The organism is Bradyrhizobium sp. CCBAU 11434, from assembly GCF_028128895.1.
Classification (GTDB): Bacteria; Pseudomonadota; Alphaproteobacteria; order Rhizobiales; family Xanthobacteraceae; genus Bradyrhizobium; species Bradyrhizobium zhengyangense.
The window spans coordinates 37,751-54,617 of record NZ_LBJX01000096.1 but is presented as its reverse complement, the minus strand read 5'-3'; the positions used below and the strand labels follow the sequence as shown (position 1 = coordinate 54,617).

13 protein-coding genes are annotated in these 16,867 nt (G+C 65.0%); 9 read left to right on the top strand and 4 right to left on the bottom strand.

Features of this window, described 5'->3' with window-relative positions; translation table 11 throughout:
- Window positions 1-121: 121 nt before the first annotated feature.
- The 4 genes from XI06_RS27025 (at window position 122) to XI06_RS27010 (ending at window position 7,332) form a co-directional block, all read left to right on the top strand.
- Window positions 122-2,509, top strand: a complete 2,388-nt coding sequence (locus tag XI06_RS27025; RefSeq protein ID WP_237866742.1) for a phosphoketolase family protein — start codon at window positions 122-124, stop codon at window positions 2,507-2,509.
- A complete protein-coding gene (locus XI06_RS27020; RefSeq protein WP_237866739.1) occupies window positions 2,506-3,696 on the top strand; it encodes an acetate/propionate family kinase in 1,191 nt (396 codons plus the stop codon). The genes XI06_RS27025 and XI06_RS27020 overlap by 4 nt, the downstream gene beginning before the upstream one ends.
- An 83-nt stretch (window positions 3,697-3,779) precedes the next feature.
- On the top strand, window positions 3,780-5,708 hold the full coding sequence (locus XI06_RS27015; RefSeq protein ID WP_271606939.1) for a hypothetical protein: 1,929 nt from the start codon (window positions 3,780-3,782) through the stop codon (window positions 5,706-5,708).
- Window positions 5,709-5,718: 10 nt separating this feature from the next.
- The gene (locus XI06_RS27010) at window positions 5,719-7,332 is read left to right on the top strand and encodes a PEP/pyruvate-binding domain-containing protein (protein WP_237866737.1); all 1,614 of its coding nucleotides are present in this window, start codon (window positions 5,719-5,721) and stop codon (window positions 7,330-7,332) included.
- Here the strand turns inward: XI06_RS27010 and XI06_RS27005 are convergent.
- On the bottom strand, window positions 7,326-8,165 hold the full coding sequence (locus tag XI06_RS27005; protein WP_237866736.1) for an RMD1 family protein: 840 nt from the start codon (window positions 8,163-8,165) through the stop codon (window positions 7,326-7,328). The genes XI06_RS27010 and XI06_RS27005 overlap by 7 nt on opposite strands.
- A gap of 322 nt (window positions 8,166-8,487) precedes the next feature.
- On the opposite strand from XI06_RS27005, the gene XI06_RS27000 reads away from it, so the two are divergent.
- The gene (locus XI06_RS27000) at window positions 8,488-9,063 is read left to right on the top strand and encodes a glycosyl transferase (protein WP_237889369.1); all 576 of its coding nucleotides are present in this window, start codon (window positions 8,488-8,490) and stop codon (window positions 9,061-9,063) included.
- A 61-nt stretch (window positions 9,064-9,124) separates the two neighbouring features.
- Entirely contained in the window at window positions 9,125-10,054 is a 930-nt protein-coding gene (locus XI06_RS26995) for a bifunctional helix-turn-helix transcriptional regulator/GNAT family N-acetyltransferase (protein ID WP_237866732.1), read from the top strand.
- A gap of 197 nt (window positions 10,055-10,251) precedes the next feature.
- Here XI06_RS26995 and moaB read toward each other — a convergent pair whose 3' ends face one another.
- Complete coding sequence (moaB, locus tag XI06_RS26990; RefSeq protein WP_237866730.1) at window positions 10,252-10,815, bottom strand: molybdenum cofactor biosynthesis protein B; 564 nt, start codon at window positions 10,813-10,815, stop codon at window positions 10,252-10,254.
- A gap of 156 nt (window positions 10,816-10,971) precedes the next feature.
- Window positions 10,972-11,916 carry a KPN_02809 family neutral zinc metallopeptidase gene (gene ypfJ / locus XI06_RS26985; RefSeq protein ID WP_237866729.1) on the bottom strand — a complete coding sequence of 315 codons (945 nt, stop codon included), beginning with the start codon at window positions 11,914-11,916 and terminating at the stop codon, window positions 10,972-10,974.
- Window positions 11,917-12,331: 415 nt separating this feature from the next.
- Between ypfJ and XI06_RS26980 the strand changes: the two genes are divergently transcribed.
- The 3 genes from XI06_RS26980 (at window position 12,332) to XI06_RS26970 (ending at window position 14,669) form a co-directional block, all read left to right on the top strand.
- A complete protein-coding gene (locus XI06_RS26980; protein WP_271606938.1) occupies window positions 12,332-13,462 on the top strand; it encodes a site-specific DNA-methyltransferase in 1,131 nt (376 codons plus the stop codon).
- A gap of 82 nt (window positions 13,463-13,544) precedes the next feature.
- Complete coding sequence (locus XI06_RS26975) at window positions 13,545-13,871, top strand: hypothetical protein (protein ID WP_237866727.1); 327 nt, start codon at window positions 13,545-13,547, stop codon at window positions 13,869-13,871.
- A gap of 117 nt (window positions 13,872-13,988) precedes the next feature.
- Window positions 13,989-14,669: a glutathione S-transferase family protein gene (locus tag XI06_RS26970; RefSeq protein WP_237889367.1), complete on the top strand. Its 681-nt coding sequence runs from the start codon at window positions 13,989-13,991 to the stop codon at window positions 14,667-14,669.
- A 52-nt stretch (window positions 14,670-14,721) separates the two neighbouring features.
- Here XI06_RS26970 and XI06_RS26965 read toward each other — a convergent pair whose 3' ends face one another.
- Window positions 14,722-16,731, bottom strand: coding sequence for a methyl-accepting chemotaxis protein (locus XI06_RS26965; RefSeq protein WP_237870194.1), 2,010 nt, complete (start codon window positions 16,729-16,731; stop codon window positions 14,722-14,724).
- Between the last annotated feature and the right edge of the window lie 136 nt (window positions 16,732-16,867).

Below are 16,867 nucleotides of genomic sequence, written 5' to 3'. Positions count from 1 at the left end.
TCGCGCGCGGCCCTTTGACCTCACGCAACACCGCGTGAGCCCGCTTCCGTTTGATGCCGCGGAAGGATCGATCTCGCCGGAACCCGGTTGGTGACGATCCCGGGTGAAGGTCAGCAGGATTATGACAAATCAACAACAATCGGCCGCTGCAAGCAGCGACCTCGATCTCCTCGATCGTTACTGGCGCGCTGCGAACTATCTCTCCGTCGGGCAAATCTACTTGCTCGACAACCCGCTGTTGCGCGAGCCCTTGCGGCCCGAGCACATCAAGCCGCGTCTGCTCGGCCATTGGGGCACGACGCCGGGACTGAATTTCATCTACGCCCACCTCAACCGCGTCATCCGCGCGCTGGACCTGAGCGTGCTGTATGTCTGCGGTCCCGGCCATGGCGGTCCGGGCATGGTCGCCAACACTTATCTCGAAGGCAGCTACAGCGAGATCTATCCAAACATCCCCCGCGATGCGGACGGATTGCGAAGACTTTTCAGGCAGTTCTCTTTCCCGGGCGGCATCCCGAGCCACGCGGCGCCGGAAACGCCGGGCTCGATCCACGAAGGCGGCGAGCTCGGCTACGCGCTGGTGCACGCCTACGGCGCGGCCTTCGATAATCCTGACCTCATTGTCGCCTGCGTCGTCGGCGACGGCGAGGCGGAGACGGGCCCGCTGGCAGCGTCCTGGCACTCCAACAAGTTCCTCAATCCCACGCATGACGGCGCGGTGCTGCCGATCCTGCATCTCAACGGCTACAAGATTGCCAACCCGACCGTGCTCGGGCGGATGCCTGATAGCGAGATCCGCGATCTGTTCCGCGGGTTCGGCCATGAGCCGCTGTTCGTCGAAGGCGACGATCCAAAATTTATGCACCGGACGATGGCCGATGCGCTCGACGTCGCGATTGCCAGCATCCACTCCATCCAGCAGCACGCCCGCGACGGACGCAAGACGATCGAGCGGCCGCGCTGGCCGATGATCGTGTTGCGCAGCCCGAAGGGGTGGACCGGCCCGAAGGAGGTCGACGGCAAGAAGGTCGAAGGCTTTTGGCGCGCACATCAGGTGCCCGTTGCGAACTGCCGCGAGAACCCGGCGCACTTAGAGATTCTCGAGGACTGGATGCGCAGCTACGAGCCGGACAAGCTGTTCGACAGGAACGGTGCGCTCATTCCCGAGCTTCAGGCGCTCGCGCCGCAAGGCGAAAGACGGATGGGCGCCAACCCGCATGCCAATGGCGGGCTGCTGAAGAAGGAGTTGAAGCTGCCCGACTTCCGCGGTTTTGCCGTCGAGGTGCCCAAGCCCGGCGGCGTGACTGGAGAAGCCACGCGCGAGCTCGGCAAATTCCTGCGCGATGTCATCCGCCTCAACGCCGTGGAGCGCAATTTCCGCATCATGGGTCCTGACGAGACCGCGTCAAACCGGCTCGATGCCGTGTTCGATGCGACCGAACGCGTCTGGATGGAGCCGATCGAATCTTACGACGTGCATCTCGCACAGGACGGCCGCGTGATGGAGGTCTTGAGCGAGCATCTCTGCCAAGGCTGGCTGGAGGGCTATCTGCTCACCGGACGGCATGGCTTCTTCTCCTGCTACGAGGCCTTCATCCACATCGTGGATTCCATGTTCAATCAGCACGCCAAATGGCTGAAGGTGACGCGGCACCTGCCTTGGCGACGGCCGATCGCCTCGCTCAACTATCTCCTGACCTCGCATGTGTGGCGGCAGGACCATAACGGCTTCAGCCATCAGGACCCCGGCTTCGTCGATCTCGTCGCCAACAAGAAGGCCGACATCGTCCGCATCTATTTTCCGCCCGATGCCAACACGCTGCTGTGGATCGCCGATCACTGCCTGCGCACCTATAACCGCATCAACGTCATCGTCGCCGGCAAGCAGCCGGCGCCGCAATGGCTATCGATGCAGGAGGCGGCGACGCATTGCGATGCCGGCATCGGCATCTGGGCCTGGGCCGGAAATGAGGACGCCGGCGGCGAGCCCGACGTGGTGATGGCCTGCGCTGGCGACGTCCCGACGCTGGAGACGCTCGCAGCCGTTGATCTTCTCCGCAAGGCGCTGCCGGACCTGAAGATACGCGTCGTCAACGTCGTCGATCTCATGACGCTGCAACCGAAGGAGCAGCATCCGCACGGCCTGTCCGATCGCGACTTCGACAGCCTGTTCACGACAGACAAGCCCGTGATCTTCGCCTATCACGGCTATCCCTATCTCATCCACCGCCTCACCTATAACCGCACCAACCATGCCGGCCTGCATGTGCGCGGCTTTGCCGAGGAAGGTACCACGACGACGCCGTTCGACATGGTCGTGCTCAACGAGCTCGATCGCTACCATCTCGCGATCGAGGCGATCGAACGCGTGCCGGGTCTTGCAACTAAAGCCGCGCAGGTGAAGCAGCGGTTCCGCGACGCGCTGATCGAGCATTCGCGCTACGTGCGTGAGCACGGCGAGGACATGCCCGTGATCCGCGACTGGGTCTGGCCGGGCAAGGCGGCATGACAGCGTCGGTTCTCGTCCTCAACGCAGGCTCGTCGAGCATCAAGTTCGGTCTGTTCGATATTTCGGCGGGCGAGCCCGCCCTGCTCTGCAAGGGTCTGCTCGACGAGCACGAGGCGAAGCCGCGGCTGGTGGCGAGGAGCCCGTCGGGCGACACTCTGTTCGAGACGCAGCGGGAGGCATCCGATGCGGACGGCGGCCATCTGTTCGCCGAGGTGCTCGCTTTCGTCGAGGACCGTTTCGGTGATCACCGCCTGCGGGCCGTCGGTCACCGCATCGTTCATGGTGGTCCCGAATATTCACGCCCGGTCGAACTGACCGACGAGGTCTTCACCAGGCTCGAGGCACTGACGCCGCTGGCGCCGCTGCATCAGCCGCGGTGTCTCGCACCGGTCCACCCGGTCAGGACGATCAAGCCTGAGCTGACACAGATCGCCTGTTTCGACACCGCATTTCATCACAGTATGGCACCGCCGGCGAACCGCTTCGCGATCCCGAAGCGCTTCGAGGCACGCGGCCTGCGGCGCTACGGCTTCCACGGCCTGTCGTTCGAATATGTTGCGACCCGTTTGGCGGCGATCGCGCCCGAGCTTGCAGCCAGGCGCGTTGTCATCGCCCATCTCGGCAATGGCGCGAGCCTCTGCGCCTTGCGCGACGGCCGAAGCATCGACACCACAATGGGACTGACACCGCTCGACGGTCTGGTCATGGGCACGCGTTGCGGCATGATCGATCCAGGCGTGCTGCTCTATTTGCTACAGCAAGAGAGGATGACGACCGAGGATCTGCAGCATCTGCTTTATCACGAGTCAGGGTTGCTGGGCGTCTCCGGCCTCTCCGCGGACATGCGTACGCTGCTTGCGAGCAGCGAAGCTTCCGCGCGCGAGGCCGTCGATCTCTTCACCTTCCGCGGGGCGCAGGAGATTGCGGTCATGGCCAACACGCTGGGAGGGCTGGACGGCCTGGTGTTCACCGGCGGCATTGGCGAGCATGCGAATGAGATCCGCAGCGCAATCGGCGAGCGCCTCGCCTGGCTCGGCGTGCGCATCGATGCAGCGGCGAATGACGAAGGCCGCGAAAGCATCGGCGCTTCGGACAGCAGCGTTGCCTTGTTCGTCATTCCCACCAATGAAGAGAGCATGATCGCGCGCCACTGCGCCGATCTGCTGCGCAAGCCCGGTCGCTTATGACGGATTCATGAATGATCTAGCGCAACAGCTGTGCCGCCACCGCGCGGCATGATGTCGGGCGTCAAACGTTGCGCGGACGGATCATGAAAACCCAGATCATCGAAGAACTCGGACAGGGCGACATTCTGTTGCCGACCTTGGTGGCAGAAGGCCTCGCCGCCAACGACCGCATCAAGGTGCGCATGAGCGCACTCCAGGCGGCCGCTCAACATGCGCGGGACCCAAACCGGCCCGCGAGCGACCTCGGCATCGAGAGCCGGACCGCGGGCATTGCTCCCGCCGCAATCGCGACGCTGATCGGCGGCGCGCATATGATCGGACGGGACCGGCTTGCAGCCCCTGCTCTCGCGAAGTTGATGAAGGAGATTGAGGACGACGCCGCGACCATGATCCGCGCCGTCAAAGCCGGAACTCCCGACGAAGGCACGAAGGCGGATGCGCGGCTCGAAGCCATCCGCAGCGCCGGCCTGCTCGATCCCGCAAGCGAAATCGAGATCGCCCGTATCGCGCGACTGACCGGCGTGACCGACGCGGCCGGCGACAGCCTGCACCGGCTGGTCATGGACCTGCACAAGCAGCTCAACAAGCTTGCGGCAAGCTGCTCGGAAGAAGCGCTCGACGGCGCCCATGTCTTCGGCCTGCATGGCGAAGACCGCGCCGCGGTTGCGGCCTTCATGACGGGGCTGAACGCAACGCGCGGCCTCAAGTTCAATCATCCCGGCCTCGACACCATGGCGACGCGGGCGGGCGGACGGCTCCTGATCCAGAATGACATCGGCACCACCGATGCGCATGTCGTCGTGATCGCGGTGAAGAAGAATGCGGTCACCGTCACCTACACCGACGTGCACCTGGCGCGCGCGAAAATCTTCATGTCGCTGTTCGACAGGTTCGAAGCAACATGGAGCGGCCTCGATCGACATACGGCTGCTGGTCTTGGTGACGAGAATTCGTTCTATCTCGTCACCGGTCAATACCAGGCGGATCATGCTGCGAAGCGCAACGAATTCCTGTCGGCGATCGGCGCTGCGCTGGTTTTCCTGATCGACTGGAACAAAGCCCGCAAATTGCTGCGGAGCTGGGTCGCGAAGGACGACGCGGCGCGCATCCTGGAATGGGCCGCGCGCAACCTGATCGGCCATCGCGGTTTTCTCGAGCTCGGCGGTAACGAATTGCTGGGCTCGGCGGTCCGGAACGCCGCCCCCTCGCGGATTGGCTTCGGCGAGCGGCTCGACCAGGCGCTGGGCCGCGCCGCCGCGATCGACTTTCTCAAGGCGGCACTGCGCGCCTCGACCGAGGCGCTGCTGGCCGGCCGCTCGGTGAGGACGGTCCGCGACCAGATCGAGGCTGACCTGGTGCGGCACCTCGACCGCGTCGACGGGACGCTGCTCGCGGCCGTGCTGCGCCAGACCGGCTTGGCGCACGATCTCGTCATCGCGATCACACGCCATATCGCGGCGGTCAGAGCTGGGCTGCCTGCCGACGGCAAGTTGCTGGCGGCGCGCTGTGCTGCGATCGAACAGAAAGCTGACCGCATCGCGCTGGAGAGCCGCAAGGAGGTCGACCGTCTCGATGCCCGCCCTGTGATCGGACAATTGATCGACCGCATCGAGGATGCCATCGACGAGCTGGAGCAGGCAGCCTTTGTCGCCTCGCTGCTCCCCGAGCGGGCCGATCCGACCCTGCTGGCTTCGCTGGCCGAGCTTTGTGTGGTGGCAGCGACAGCGGCCGAAACGGCTTCAAAGGGCATTGCGGCAGCAATGGACGTGCCGGATGGACGGCGGGTCGATTCCGAGCATGCGCTGGCCGCCGTAACCCGCCTGATCGACGCCGAACATGCGGCGGATACCAGGGAGCGAGCCACCACCACGCTGGTCTTCGGCGGAGGCTTCGACGTTGCGACTTCGCTATCGGTGATCGAGTTGGCGCGGGCCATCGAACGCGCCACCGATCGCTTCGCCGCTTTCGGCCATCTGCTCCGCCGTCACATCATGATTGATCTCGCAGCCTGAGGAAGTCACCATGCATATCGTGCGTATCGGCGCTGAGGCGACCGAACTGCGGCCCGCCGAGGAGATCGGCGCCAAGGCCGCGAACCTCGCTCGGATGGCAGCGCTCGGCCTGCCGGTACCGCCCGCCTTCGTGCTGCCTGTCAGGCTCTGCGCCGACGTGATTGCCGGCCATGCCCATGCTGTGCAGCACCTGCGTGACGGGCTGAAGGATGGGATCGCCTTCCTGGAGAGCGCAACCGGAAAACGCTTCGGCGACCGCCGGCAGCCGCTGCTGGTCTCCGTGCGCTCCGGCGCGGCGCGATCAATGCCGGGCATGCTCGACACCGTGCTTGACGTCGGCTGCACACTGGACGCCGTGCACGGGCTGATCCGCGCGACCGGCCGTCCCCGGCTCGCGTGGGATTGCCGGCGGCGTTTCCTCGAGAGCTTTGGCGAGACAGTGCTCGGGCTTGATCCCGCTCCGTTCGCCGCGCGCATCTCCGAGCTGGTCGACGCCGAAGGCGTGGCCAGCGACCGGGAGCTGGATGGCGAAGCGCTGGAGCGGCTGGCCGCCGCGGAACAAGCGCTGATCGAAGATCACGCCGATGGCTGCCTCGACGATGCAGCGGCCCAGCTCGAGGCGGCGGCACGGGCCGTCTACCAATCCTGGACCAGCGAGCGGGCGCAGACCTACCGCAAGCTCCAGCAGCTCGATGATCTCGAAGGCACCGCCGTCACCATCCAGGCCATGGTGTTCGGCAATGGCGGGCTCGCCTCGGGCGCCGGCGTCGCGTTCTCGCGCGATCCGTCGACCGGCGCCTCTCACACCATGATCGATCTCGTGCTTGATGCGCAGGGCGAAGACGTCGTGTCGGGCCGGCGCACGCCGGACCCCGACGACGCGATCGCCCGTGCGTTGCCGGGGATCCGGGCGGAGTTGAGCAATGTGCTGAAGCGGCTCGAGCGCGAATTTGGCGACGTGCAGGATGTCGAGTTCACGGTCGAGGACGGCAAGCTGTGGATGCTGCAGACCCGCTCGGCCAAGCGGACGCCGCGCGCTGCGGTCAGGATCGCGATCGATCTCGTGCATGAAGGATTGATCGCGAAGGACGAGGCGCTGACGCGCCTCGCCGGCATCGACGTTGCGTCGCTGGTCGATATCTCGCTGGTTGGCGCCGGCAAGCCGGCGGCCTCCGGCACCGGCGCCTCCGGCGGAATCGGCGTTGGCCGCGCGTCGTTTGATTCGGAAGGCGCCAAGCGCCTTGCGGCCACGGGCGAGCCGGTCATTCTGCTGCGCCCCGACACGAGCACGGCCGACATCGCGGGATTTGCGGTGGCAGCCGGCATCGTCACCGCGGTCGGCGCGCGGACCTCGCATGCGGCACTGGTGGCTCGGCAGATGGGCAAGCCGTGCGTGGTCGGCTGCGGTGAGCTGAAGATCGATCCGGACTCTCGGCGCGCCCGGCTTGCCGATGCGACGCTCTCGGAGGGCGACTGGATCACGATCGAGGGCGACGCCGGGCAGATTTATCTCGGGCGTTGCCAAACGTCGGAGACGCGACCGGAGGCCGAGCTCGCCGAGATCGTCGCATGGCAGTCGCAGAGTTGCGATCAACGGCGGGCAGGTGTGGAGACGTCTCAGTGAAGCCCGGCAAAGATCTGGATGCAGCCGATCACGACCTCGATCACGATCAGCACCACCACCGCGATTTCGAGCCGCAGTGAGCGTTGGGTGTCGATGATGTCGGTGAGCGCGTCGGCGGTGTCCGCGACGACCTTGAGCTTCCGCTCAAGTGTGTCCAGGCGCTCCTTCAGCTCGTACTCGTCTTCGAGACGCGCATAGAGCCGGTCGAGCTGCGGCTTTTCCCAGAGCGCATCGGGCTTTTCGGCGACGGCGACGCGGCCGGCGACGCGCTGCTGCACCAGCAGCGCATTGCCGATCAGTTGCAGGATGCCCTTGCGTCGCCGCGACGTCCGGCCCTTCTCGGCAAGCTCCCGCGCGAACGGCTCGATGACATCGAAGACCGCAGCGACACGCCGCTCGTCGCGCGCCAGTGACGTGCTCTTTGCAAGTGCGTCGGCGATCAGCAGCAGCCGCTCGTCGGAGAATTTCGAGAGGTTGATCGGCCCGCCCGGCTGGATCGCCTCGGCGTTTTCGTCCTTGCAGAGCTGCGCCTGGGCGGTCTCCTCCTCATGCGGGCTCAGCTCGCCGGTCACGCGCGACTTCAGGCTGTCGAGCAGCACCTTCTCCTCCGAAGGGAGGAGGCCGATCAGCACCACGACGCCGTAGCGGAAGATCACAGCGAGGCCGGCATGGACGCGAAAAGCCGCCGGCGTCGAGGAGACGGGAGAACCGATCTCGAGCCCCGACGGATTGATGCGTTCGCCGAGCATCACGGCGCGGATCCGCAAGGTCGGCGCGGGGTCCGGCTTCGGCGATGTTGACAGCGCGCCAACGGGAAGTTGATCGGCGTTCATTGGACACATCTCACTCAGCGCGTCAGCGATTCCAGTTTTTCCCATCAGCAAGGACATCGATGCAGCCAGGCGGAGGAATAAGGCCCTGGCCCGACATCGGCCGAGAAAAACCCCATTGGAGCTCACGCCCCTGCAGCTCGCCGAAACATTCGGCAACATGACCACCCTGCGCACGACACATTCGGCTGCGATGGACCGGCGGTGGTTTACCATCGCACTGCCAAGCACGGCCCGCAAAGTTGCGCTCGGCATCGCCGCATGTTTATGACAGTATCATAACGAGCTACGCTTCTCCCGAAGTGCGCATATCGAAGCATCTATCATGCTGAGTGTCATCATACCGACCGAAGGTGTCGAGCAGACGGCGGTCGCAACTCTGGCCGCGCTGGTACCCGGCGCTGCAGCGGGCATCATCAAGGAGGTGCTGCTGGTCGACGGCACCCGCAACGGCGTCATCGAGCGCGTTGCCGACGTCGCCGGCTGCCGTTTCGTCGGCTACGAAGGGACTTCGCAGGGCGCGGCGCTGGCCGCCGGTGCGCTCCAGGCCCGCTCGCCGTGGCTGATGTTTCTCCCCGCTGGCGCGGTGCTGGACACCGGCTGGATCGAGGAGACGACCCAGTTCATCCAGGCGGTCGCGGCCAGCGGCCGGGACCGCGCGGCCGTGTTCCGCTACGCGCGCTCGCCTTACGCCGATACGGGATTTCGCGACTTTGTGAGGTCTGTGGCGCGCAAGCTGGTCGGCCCGCTCGGCGATCAGGGGCTTTTGATCGCGCGCGACCATTACGACCGGATCGGGGGCCATCCGCCCCAAGCTCGCCGCTCCGAGGCCCGGCTGCTGCGGCGGCTCGGCCGTTCCTCCCGGACGCTGCTGCGCAGCCGGATCGTCATGGTCGGGTAGGCCACCAAATACTTGCCAAAGTCAAATAATTATTTGACAATGGCAATTATTGAGGTGTCCCATGCCAGTCAACGGTGCTGACGACCAGATCGCAGCGGTTCGCGCCTTCAACCGCTTCTATACCCGCAAGCTCGGTGTGCTCGACCAGCATTTGGGTCAGAGCCCGTTTTCGCTGAGCGAGGCCCGCGTGCTCTATGAGCTCGCGCATCGCGACGCGCTCGCGGCGAAGGAGATCGGCAACGAGCTCGGTCTCGACCCCGGCTATCTCAGCCGTATCGTTCAAAGCTTCGACGAAAAGGGGCTGATCACGCGCACGCCCCTGCCCACGGATCGCAGGCAGTACCAGCTCAGCCTTACCGCCAAGGGCCGCCAGACATTCACCAAGCTGAACCTGGGCTCGCAGAACGAGGTCGCCGCGATGCTGGCCCGGCTTTCGGCCGGCGATGCAACGCGGCTCACGCAGGCGATGGCGACCATCGAGACCGTGCTGGAGCAACGCCAGAGCCAGCCCGCGTCGGTCGTGCTGCGCAGCCATCGCGTCGGTGACATGGGCTGGGTCATCTCCAAGCAGGCGGCGGCCTATGCCGCGGACTATGGCTGGGACATCAGCTACGAGGCGCTGGTCGCCGAGATCTGCGCACAGTTCATCAAGAGCTACGACGCCGCACGCGAGCATTGCTGGATCGCGGAAGTCGGCGGCGAGCCGGTCGGCTCGATCTTCCTGGTCAAGGCCACCGACGAGCTCGCCAAACTCCGCCTGTTGCAGGTGGAGAAGAAGGCACGCGGCCTCGGCGTCGGCCGCGCGCTGGTCGAGCAATGCATTCAGGGCGCGCGCGAACGGGGCTACAAGAGGATGACGCTGTGGACGCAGAGCATCCTGGTCGCCGCACGCGGCATCTACAAGAGCGCCGGCTTCGAGCTGGTCGCAACCAAGCCGCATCACAGTTTTGGGCACGATCTGGTGGGTGAGACGTGGGAGATGGATCTGTAGCTGCGCGATGCGAGATGATTATTCTGGGAAAGGATATCTCTCCGGCGTGTCTGATCTCGTAGGATGCGCAAAGGCGCACTTGCGCCGTGCCCACGATCTTTCTCAATCAACAGAAGTCGTGGGCACGCTGTCGCTTTGCCCACCCTGCGATACCTTGTGGCTTGGCTTGCGAACGGTGCTTGCGCACCGACGCGCATCTACACCGTCGCGCCCTGCGCTTTCGGCCGGCGCAGATGCTCGTCCAGCCGCGGCATGATCTCGACGAAATTGCAGGGGCGCGTGCGGTAGTCGAGTTGCGCCGCCAGGATGCCGTCCCAGCCGTCGCGGCAGGCGCCGGGCGAACCCGGCAGGCAGAAGATGTAGGTGGCTCCGGCAACGCCTGCAGTGGCGCGGCTCTGGATCGTCGACGTGCCGATCTTGGCATGGCTCAGCATGTGGAAGGCGATCGAGAACCCGTCCATGCGCTTCTCGAACAGCGGCTCGATCGCCTCCGGCGTGACGTCGCGCCCGGTGAAGCCGGTGCCGCCGGTGGTGATGACGACGTCGACGCCGGCATCCGCGATCCAGCGGCGGATCACGGTGCGGATGGCCTCGACATCGTCGGTGACGATCTCGCGGGCGGCGAGATGATGGCCGGCCGCCGTGAGGCGATCGACCAGCGTCTGGCCGGATTTGTCGTCCGCAAGCGCGCGCGTGTCGGAGACGGTGAGCACCGCGATGTTGAGCGGGATGAACTGCTTGGATTCGTCGATGGAGGCCATTGCTCAATCCTCTCGTGTCCCGGACGCGCTGCAGCGTGAAACGCTGCTGCGCAGAGCCGGGACCCATTTGGAGGCTTGAGTGACCCGGCAATGTAGACCCCGGCTCGGCAGCGCACCGCTCAAGAAGCACTGCATCCGGGGCACGAGCATCTATGACTACGGCCCGCCGCCGCCGAACGTGTTGCAGGCTTGCAGCGTGCCCTGCTGATAGCCGGTCATGAACCACTGCTTGCGCTGCGCGGCGGAGCCGTGGGTGAAGGAGTCGGGCACCACGCGTCCCGTCGCCTGGCGCTGCAGTGTGTCGTCGCCGATCGCGCTCGCCGTGGTCAGCGCGGCGTCGATATCGCCGGCCTCGAGGAAGTTCGGACGCTTTTTCGCTTCGCGATTGACCCAGATACCGGAGAGGCAATCGGCCTGGAGCTCGACCTTCACCTGGAGCGCGTTCGACTCCGCCTTGCTGCTGGCCTGCTGCTGCAGCCGCGTCACCTTGGGGATGATGCCAAGCAGGTTCTGGATGTGATGGCCGGCCTCATGCGCAATGATGTAGGCGGAGGTGAAATTGCACGCCGATTTGCCGGAGCAACCGCGGAAGCGCGTCTCGACCTCGCGGAAGAAGCCCGTGTCGAGGAAGATGGTGCGGTCCGGCGGGCAGTAGAACGGCCCCATCGCCGACTCGGCCCGGCCACAGCGGCCGCCATTGGTGGCGTTGCGGAACAGCACGACCTTCGGGCCGGTGTAGGACTGGCCGGAGGCCTGGAAGATCTCGGTCCAGCGATCGTCGATCTCGCCGAGGATGCCCGAGATCATGCTGCCCATCTCGTCGGTCGGCGCACCGCGCTTGGCCTGACTGGACGGACGGTCGCTCTGGTAGCTCGGCGCCTGGCCGCCGCCGGTGAGGATCTCGGCGCCGCCGATCAGGATGCGCGGGTCGATGCCGAAGGCATAGCCGACCAGGCCCAGCACGATGATGGTGCCGATGCCGAGGCCGCCGCCGCCCATCGGCAGCCCGAACCCGCCGCCTCCGCCGCCGCCAAATCCTCCTCCACCGTCATCGCGACGATCCTCGATGTCGTCGCTGCGGCGGAAATCATCGTAGCGCATGGCGGGCTTCCCTCAGGTCGGCAATTGTTCGGCGTGGGCACGCGGAAACGCGAAAACCTTAACGCGCCACATAGCTAAAATTTCCATTGCGTTAATCAATATCCCGCTCGGCAATTATTGCCTAGTGCGACAGCGTGCAACGCCAGCAATTTTTTCCGAGGGCCAAGCATTTTTTTCCGAGAGAAACTTGAGAGTCTTTTGCAGATCCAGCCACCCTCGCAACGCGAAGAAACGCGAAACACACTGTAAAACACGGCAAATGCTCGCAGCTTCACGCGCGCGACACGCGATGCGGGGCCTGCTCACGAAAGCGGCGGGTTAAGTCGATTTTTACTTTGCCGCTTCATTGTAACGGTCAGTCGGTTGTTTGGTCCCGCGTCGCCGACAGCGTCGCCTGAGTCAGAGTTCTTGAGTCATGGTAGTGTCGCGTCGCGGGGCGTCTGCAAAGGCGCCCCGCACAAATTTTGAGTCTCCGTCGCACAGCATCATTCTCGGTGATTGCGTCGCCGAGATGTCGAAGCTTCAGGCCGGCTCGGTCGATCTCGTGTTCGCCGATCCGCCCTACAATCTGCAGCTCAAGGGCGATCTCAAGCGCCCCGACGAATCCCATGTCGATGCCGTCAACGACGACTGGGACAAGTTCGATTCATTCTCCGCCTATGACGATTTCACCCGCGCCTGGCTCCTGGCCGCGCGGGCTGCGATGAAGCCGTCGGCGACGATCTGGGTGATCGGCTCCTATCACAACATCTTCCGCGTCGGCGCGATCATGCAGGACCTCGGCTTCTGGCTCCTGAACGACATCGTCTGGCGCAAGACCAACCCGATGCCGAATTTCCGCGGCCGCCGTTTCACCAACGCGCACGAGACCATGATCTGGGCCGCGCGTGACGAAAAGGCCAAGGGCTACACGTTCAACTACGAAGCGCTGAAGGCGGCCAACGAGGACGTGCAGGCACGCTCCGACTGGCTGATCCCGCTCTGCACCGGCGAGGAACGTCTCAAGGGCGCCGACGGCAAGAAAGTGCACCCGACGCAGAAGCCGGAAGGCCTGCTCGCGCGCGTGCTGCTGTCGTCATCCAAGCCTGGCGATCTCGTCATCGATCCCTTCAACGGCACCGGCACCACCGGCGCCGTCGCCAAGCGTCTCGGCCGCTCCTATATCGGCTTCGAGCGCGACAAGACCTATGCCAAGGCCGCCGAAGCGCGCATCGCCGCGATCGAACCGCTGCCGGAAGCGAGCCTCGCTCCTTTCATGACCGCGCGCGAAGCGCCGCGCGTGGCGTTCTCCGAGCTGATCGAGCGCGGCATGATCATGCCGGGCACAAAACTGTTCGATGCCAAGAAGAAGCTGGGTGCACTGGTGCGTGCCGACGGCGCCATCATGTTCGGCGACAAGGTCGGCTCGATCCATCGCATCGGCGCGGTGGCGCAAGGCGCGCAGGCCTGCAACGGCTGGACCTTCTGGCACGTCGAGACCAAGAAGGGCCTCAAGCTGATCGACGAGCTCCGCGCCGAGATCCGCGCCGGCATGGGGGCGGAGTAGCCCAGCACACCCGGCACCTTGAACACCGCCACAGCCAGGACTAGATTCGCTGGATCAGCCCCGTCCTGACCGGCCGGCTCCCATGCGACGACAGTCCGAGACATTGCTACTGGTGCCGCTGCTGCCGATCTTCCTGGTCGGCATGTTTCCGATGTTCCTGATCGCCCTGCTCGGCTTTTTCGGTCTCGCTTTGTTTGGCGTGCTCGTGATCTGCGTCGGGCTCGCGAGCAGCAACGAGGCGCACGACAATTTCAATCACGATGTCATCGTGCATGGCTACGCGCGTGGCTCGGAGCGCAAGGCGCAGGCCTCCGACATGCATCTCGCCAGCCGGCTCGGGTTGCGGTTGGAAGCGGTCGGCGCGGCGATGATCCTTACGGCCGCCATCGGCCTTTGTTACGCCGGTTGATCTGCGCGGCGCAGATACCGCCCCGCAAACTCGCCGGTTGCTCTCCCCGGCCATGTTCAGGCACAGAAAGCCGCGAGGCCGCATTCATGCTCCAAATGGGGAAATGGGGAGAGAAACATGCTCAAATTCTATTTCAACGGATCGCCGAACCCGACCAAGGTCGCGCTCTTCCTCGAGGAGGCAGGCCTGGCTTACGAGCCGTTGAAGATCGACACCCGCAAGGGCGAACAGTTCGCGCCGGAATACTTGAAGATCAATCCGAACGGCAAGGTGCCGGCGATCGACGATGGCGGCACCATCGTGTTCGACTCGAACGCCATCCTGCTCTATCTCGCCGAGAAGACCGGACAATTCCTCCCCGCGAACCGCGCCGAACTGCTGTCATGGCTGATGTTCGTGGCAACAGGCGTCGGGCCCTATTCGGGTCAGGCCGTGCATTTCAAGCACTTTGCGCCGAAGGACCAGAACCACGACTACGCCCATAATCGCTACCAGTACGAGACCGATCGCCATTACAAAATCCTCGACGCGCATCTTGCCGGCCGCCGCTACATGGTCGGCGATGCCTATTCGATTCTGGACATGGCAGTGTGGGGCTGGGCGCGGATGGTGCCGTTCAAGCTCGGCGACGATGCCTTTGCGCGCTACCCGAACGTCAAGCGGCTGATCGACGAGATCTCAGGCCGGCCGGCCGCCGCCCGCGCGCTCGCGCTGAAAGACAAGTTCATCTTCAAGGCCGAGATGGACGACGAGGCGCGCGCCAACATGTTCAAGCACATGGCGACGAAAGTGGCCTGACCATATTGCCATGCGATGAAAGGCCACGCGTTCACGCATGGCCTTTTGTTTTTTAGGCGGCGTTCACCGACGCGAGGAACTTTGCGACCTCGGTCTTCAACCGGTTGCTGTCTGACGACAGTGAGCGCGCCGCCGACAGAACTTGCGACGAGGCCGAGCCGGTGTCGGCCGCGCCGCGCTGGACGTCGCCGATATTGGTCGAGACACGCTGGGTTCCGTGCGCGGCCTGCTGGACGTTGCGGGAGATCTCCTGCGTCGCGGCGCCCTGCTCTTCCACGGCAGCGGCAACGGTCGAGGAGATTTCCGACAGCCGCTCGATGGTGCCGCTGATCTCCCTGATGGAGCCGACCGACTCTTCCGTCGCGGCCTGGATGCCGGAGACCTGCTGGGCGATCTCGCCGGTCGCCTTTGCGGTCTGCTCGGCCAGCGCCTTGACCTCGGAGGCGACCACGGCAAAGCCGCGGCCGGCCTCGCCCGCGCGCGCGGCCTCGATGGTGGCGTTGAGCGCCAGCAGATTGGTCTGGCCGGCGATGGTGCTGATCAGCTCGACGACGTCGCCGATGCGGGCAGCCGCCCTGGAGAGCTCGCTGACGCGGGCGTTGGTCTTGCTCGCCTGCTCCACGGCTTCGCCGGCGATGCGGGCCGATTCCTGGACCTGGCGAGCGATCTCGCTCACCGAGGACGACAGCTCTTCGGTCGCCGACGCGACGGCTTGCACGTTGGCCGAGGCTTCCTGTGATGCGGAGGCGACTTCCGTCGACAGATCCTGGGCGCGCGTTGCCGTCGTCGTCAGCGTGCCGGCGGAGGCCTCGAGCTCGCCGGAGGCCGACGACACGGTCTCGACGATTTCGCCGATCGCCTGCTCGAACTGGTCGGCGAGCCGGACCATGTCCTTCTTGCGGTCCTCGGCCTGCCGCGCCTCGCTCTCGGTCTGCTCGTGACGCATGCGCTCGGTGTCGATCATGTTGTCCTTGAACACCTGGATCGCCTTGGCCATGTCGCCGATCTCGTCCGCCTTGCCCCGTGAGGGGATCTCGACCGCGAGATCCCCACCAGCGAGCCGGCCCATCGCGCGCGTCATCGAGGCCAGCGGACCGACGATGCTGCGGGCGATCAGGAAGGCGACGATGACGCTGAACACGACTGCAAGACCGCCTGCGGCCTCCTGAATCCAGGTCGTGCTGGCGATGACGCCTGCGGCGACCGTGCGCGTTCTCTGGGAGTCAGCCGCAAGTTGCGTGTCCGCGACCTTGAGCTTGTCGATGCTTCCGGCGATCAGGGGCGCAATGTTGCTGCGGTAAATCTCCTCGGCCGCGAGGATCGCGGCGGAGGTCGCCTCGAACGCTGCCTGGTAGGACGAAAGCGAGGTCTTGACCGGGGCGAGCGCAGACTTGACCTGCTCCGGCAGGGTGGCCTCCTGGAGCGCCGTGATCCGTTGCTGCGCCCTCTCGGTATTGGCTCTGAAGGTCGAGGATGCCTTGGAGTCGCGCATGGCGAGGAAGCGCCAGCTCGCCAGACGTGCCTGGAGGATCTTGGATTCGAGGTCGGCGACGGGCGCCGTGATCTCGGCATCGTGGGTGCCATGCGCCGCGATGACCAGCTTGCCGGCATTGGCATTCAGTTCCTCGCCACCCGGCAGGAGAGCGGCCTTGCCTTTCGTCGTCTCCTTGACCGCGGCGCCCATGCGCTCGCGCAGCGACTGCAGCTTGCCAATATCGGCAACGAGGCCGTCGTAGATCTTGCGCCGCTCCTCGGAGGCCGTCCCTGCCGAAGCGACTTTCAGCAACTCGATCGTCGCCGCCTCCCGTTCCGCGGCCTCCTTGAAGGCGGGCTCGTTGGCATCATAGATGTAGCGCAGATTGGCCCGCTGCAGCGCCTGGAGATGGACCGATATCTCTCGAATGCGGGCTGTACTGTCCGAGAAGGCAGACATTTTCGCGACCTGGTCCTGGACCGCCCACAGGTTCCAGACGGCAACTACGGTCATGATCAGGCCAACCGCGGCCAGAGCCGTAAACCCGGCGTAAAGACGTCCCCGGATTCTCAAACGAATGCCCCGCATGGTGATGCCGCCCCCAAGAATTCGGGCAGCCGAACGCCCTCATGGCGGCTCCGGCTGCGCGGCATCACCATGAAGCACACTTGTTAATTGTGTCCTTCTTGATCGGACCGAGGCGACGGCGGGGTAAGCGCCCGCC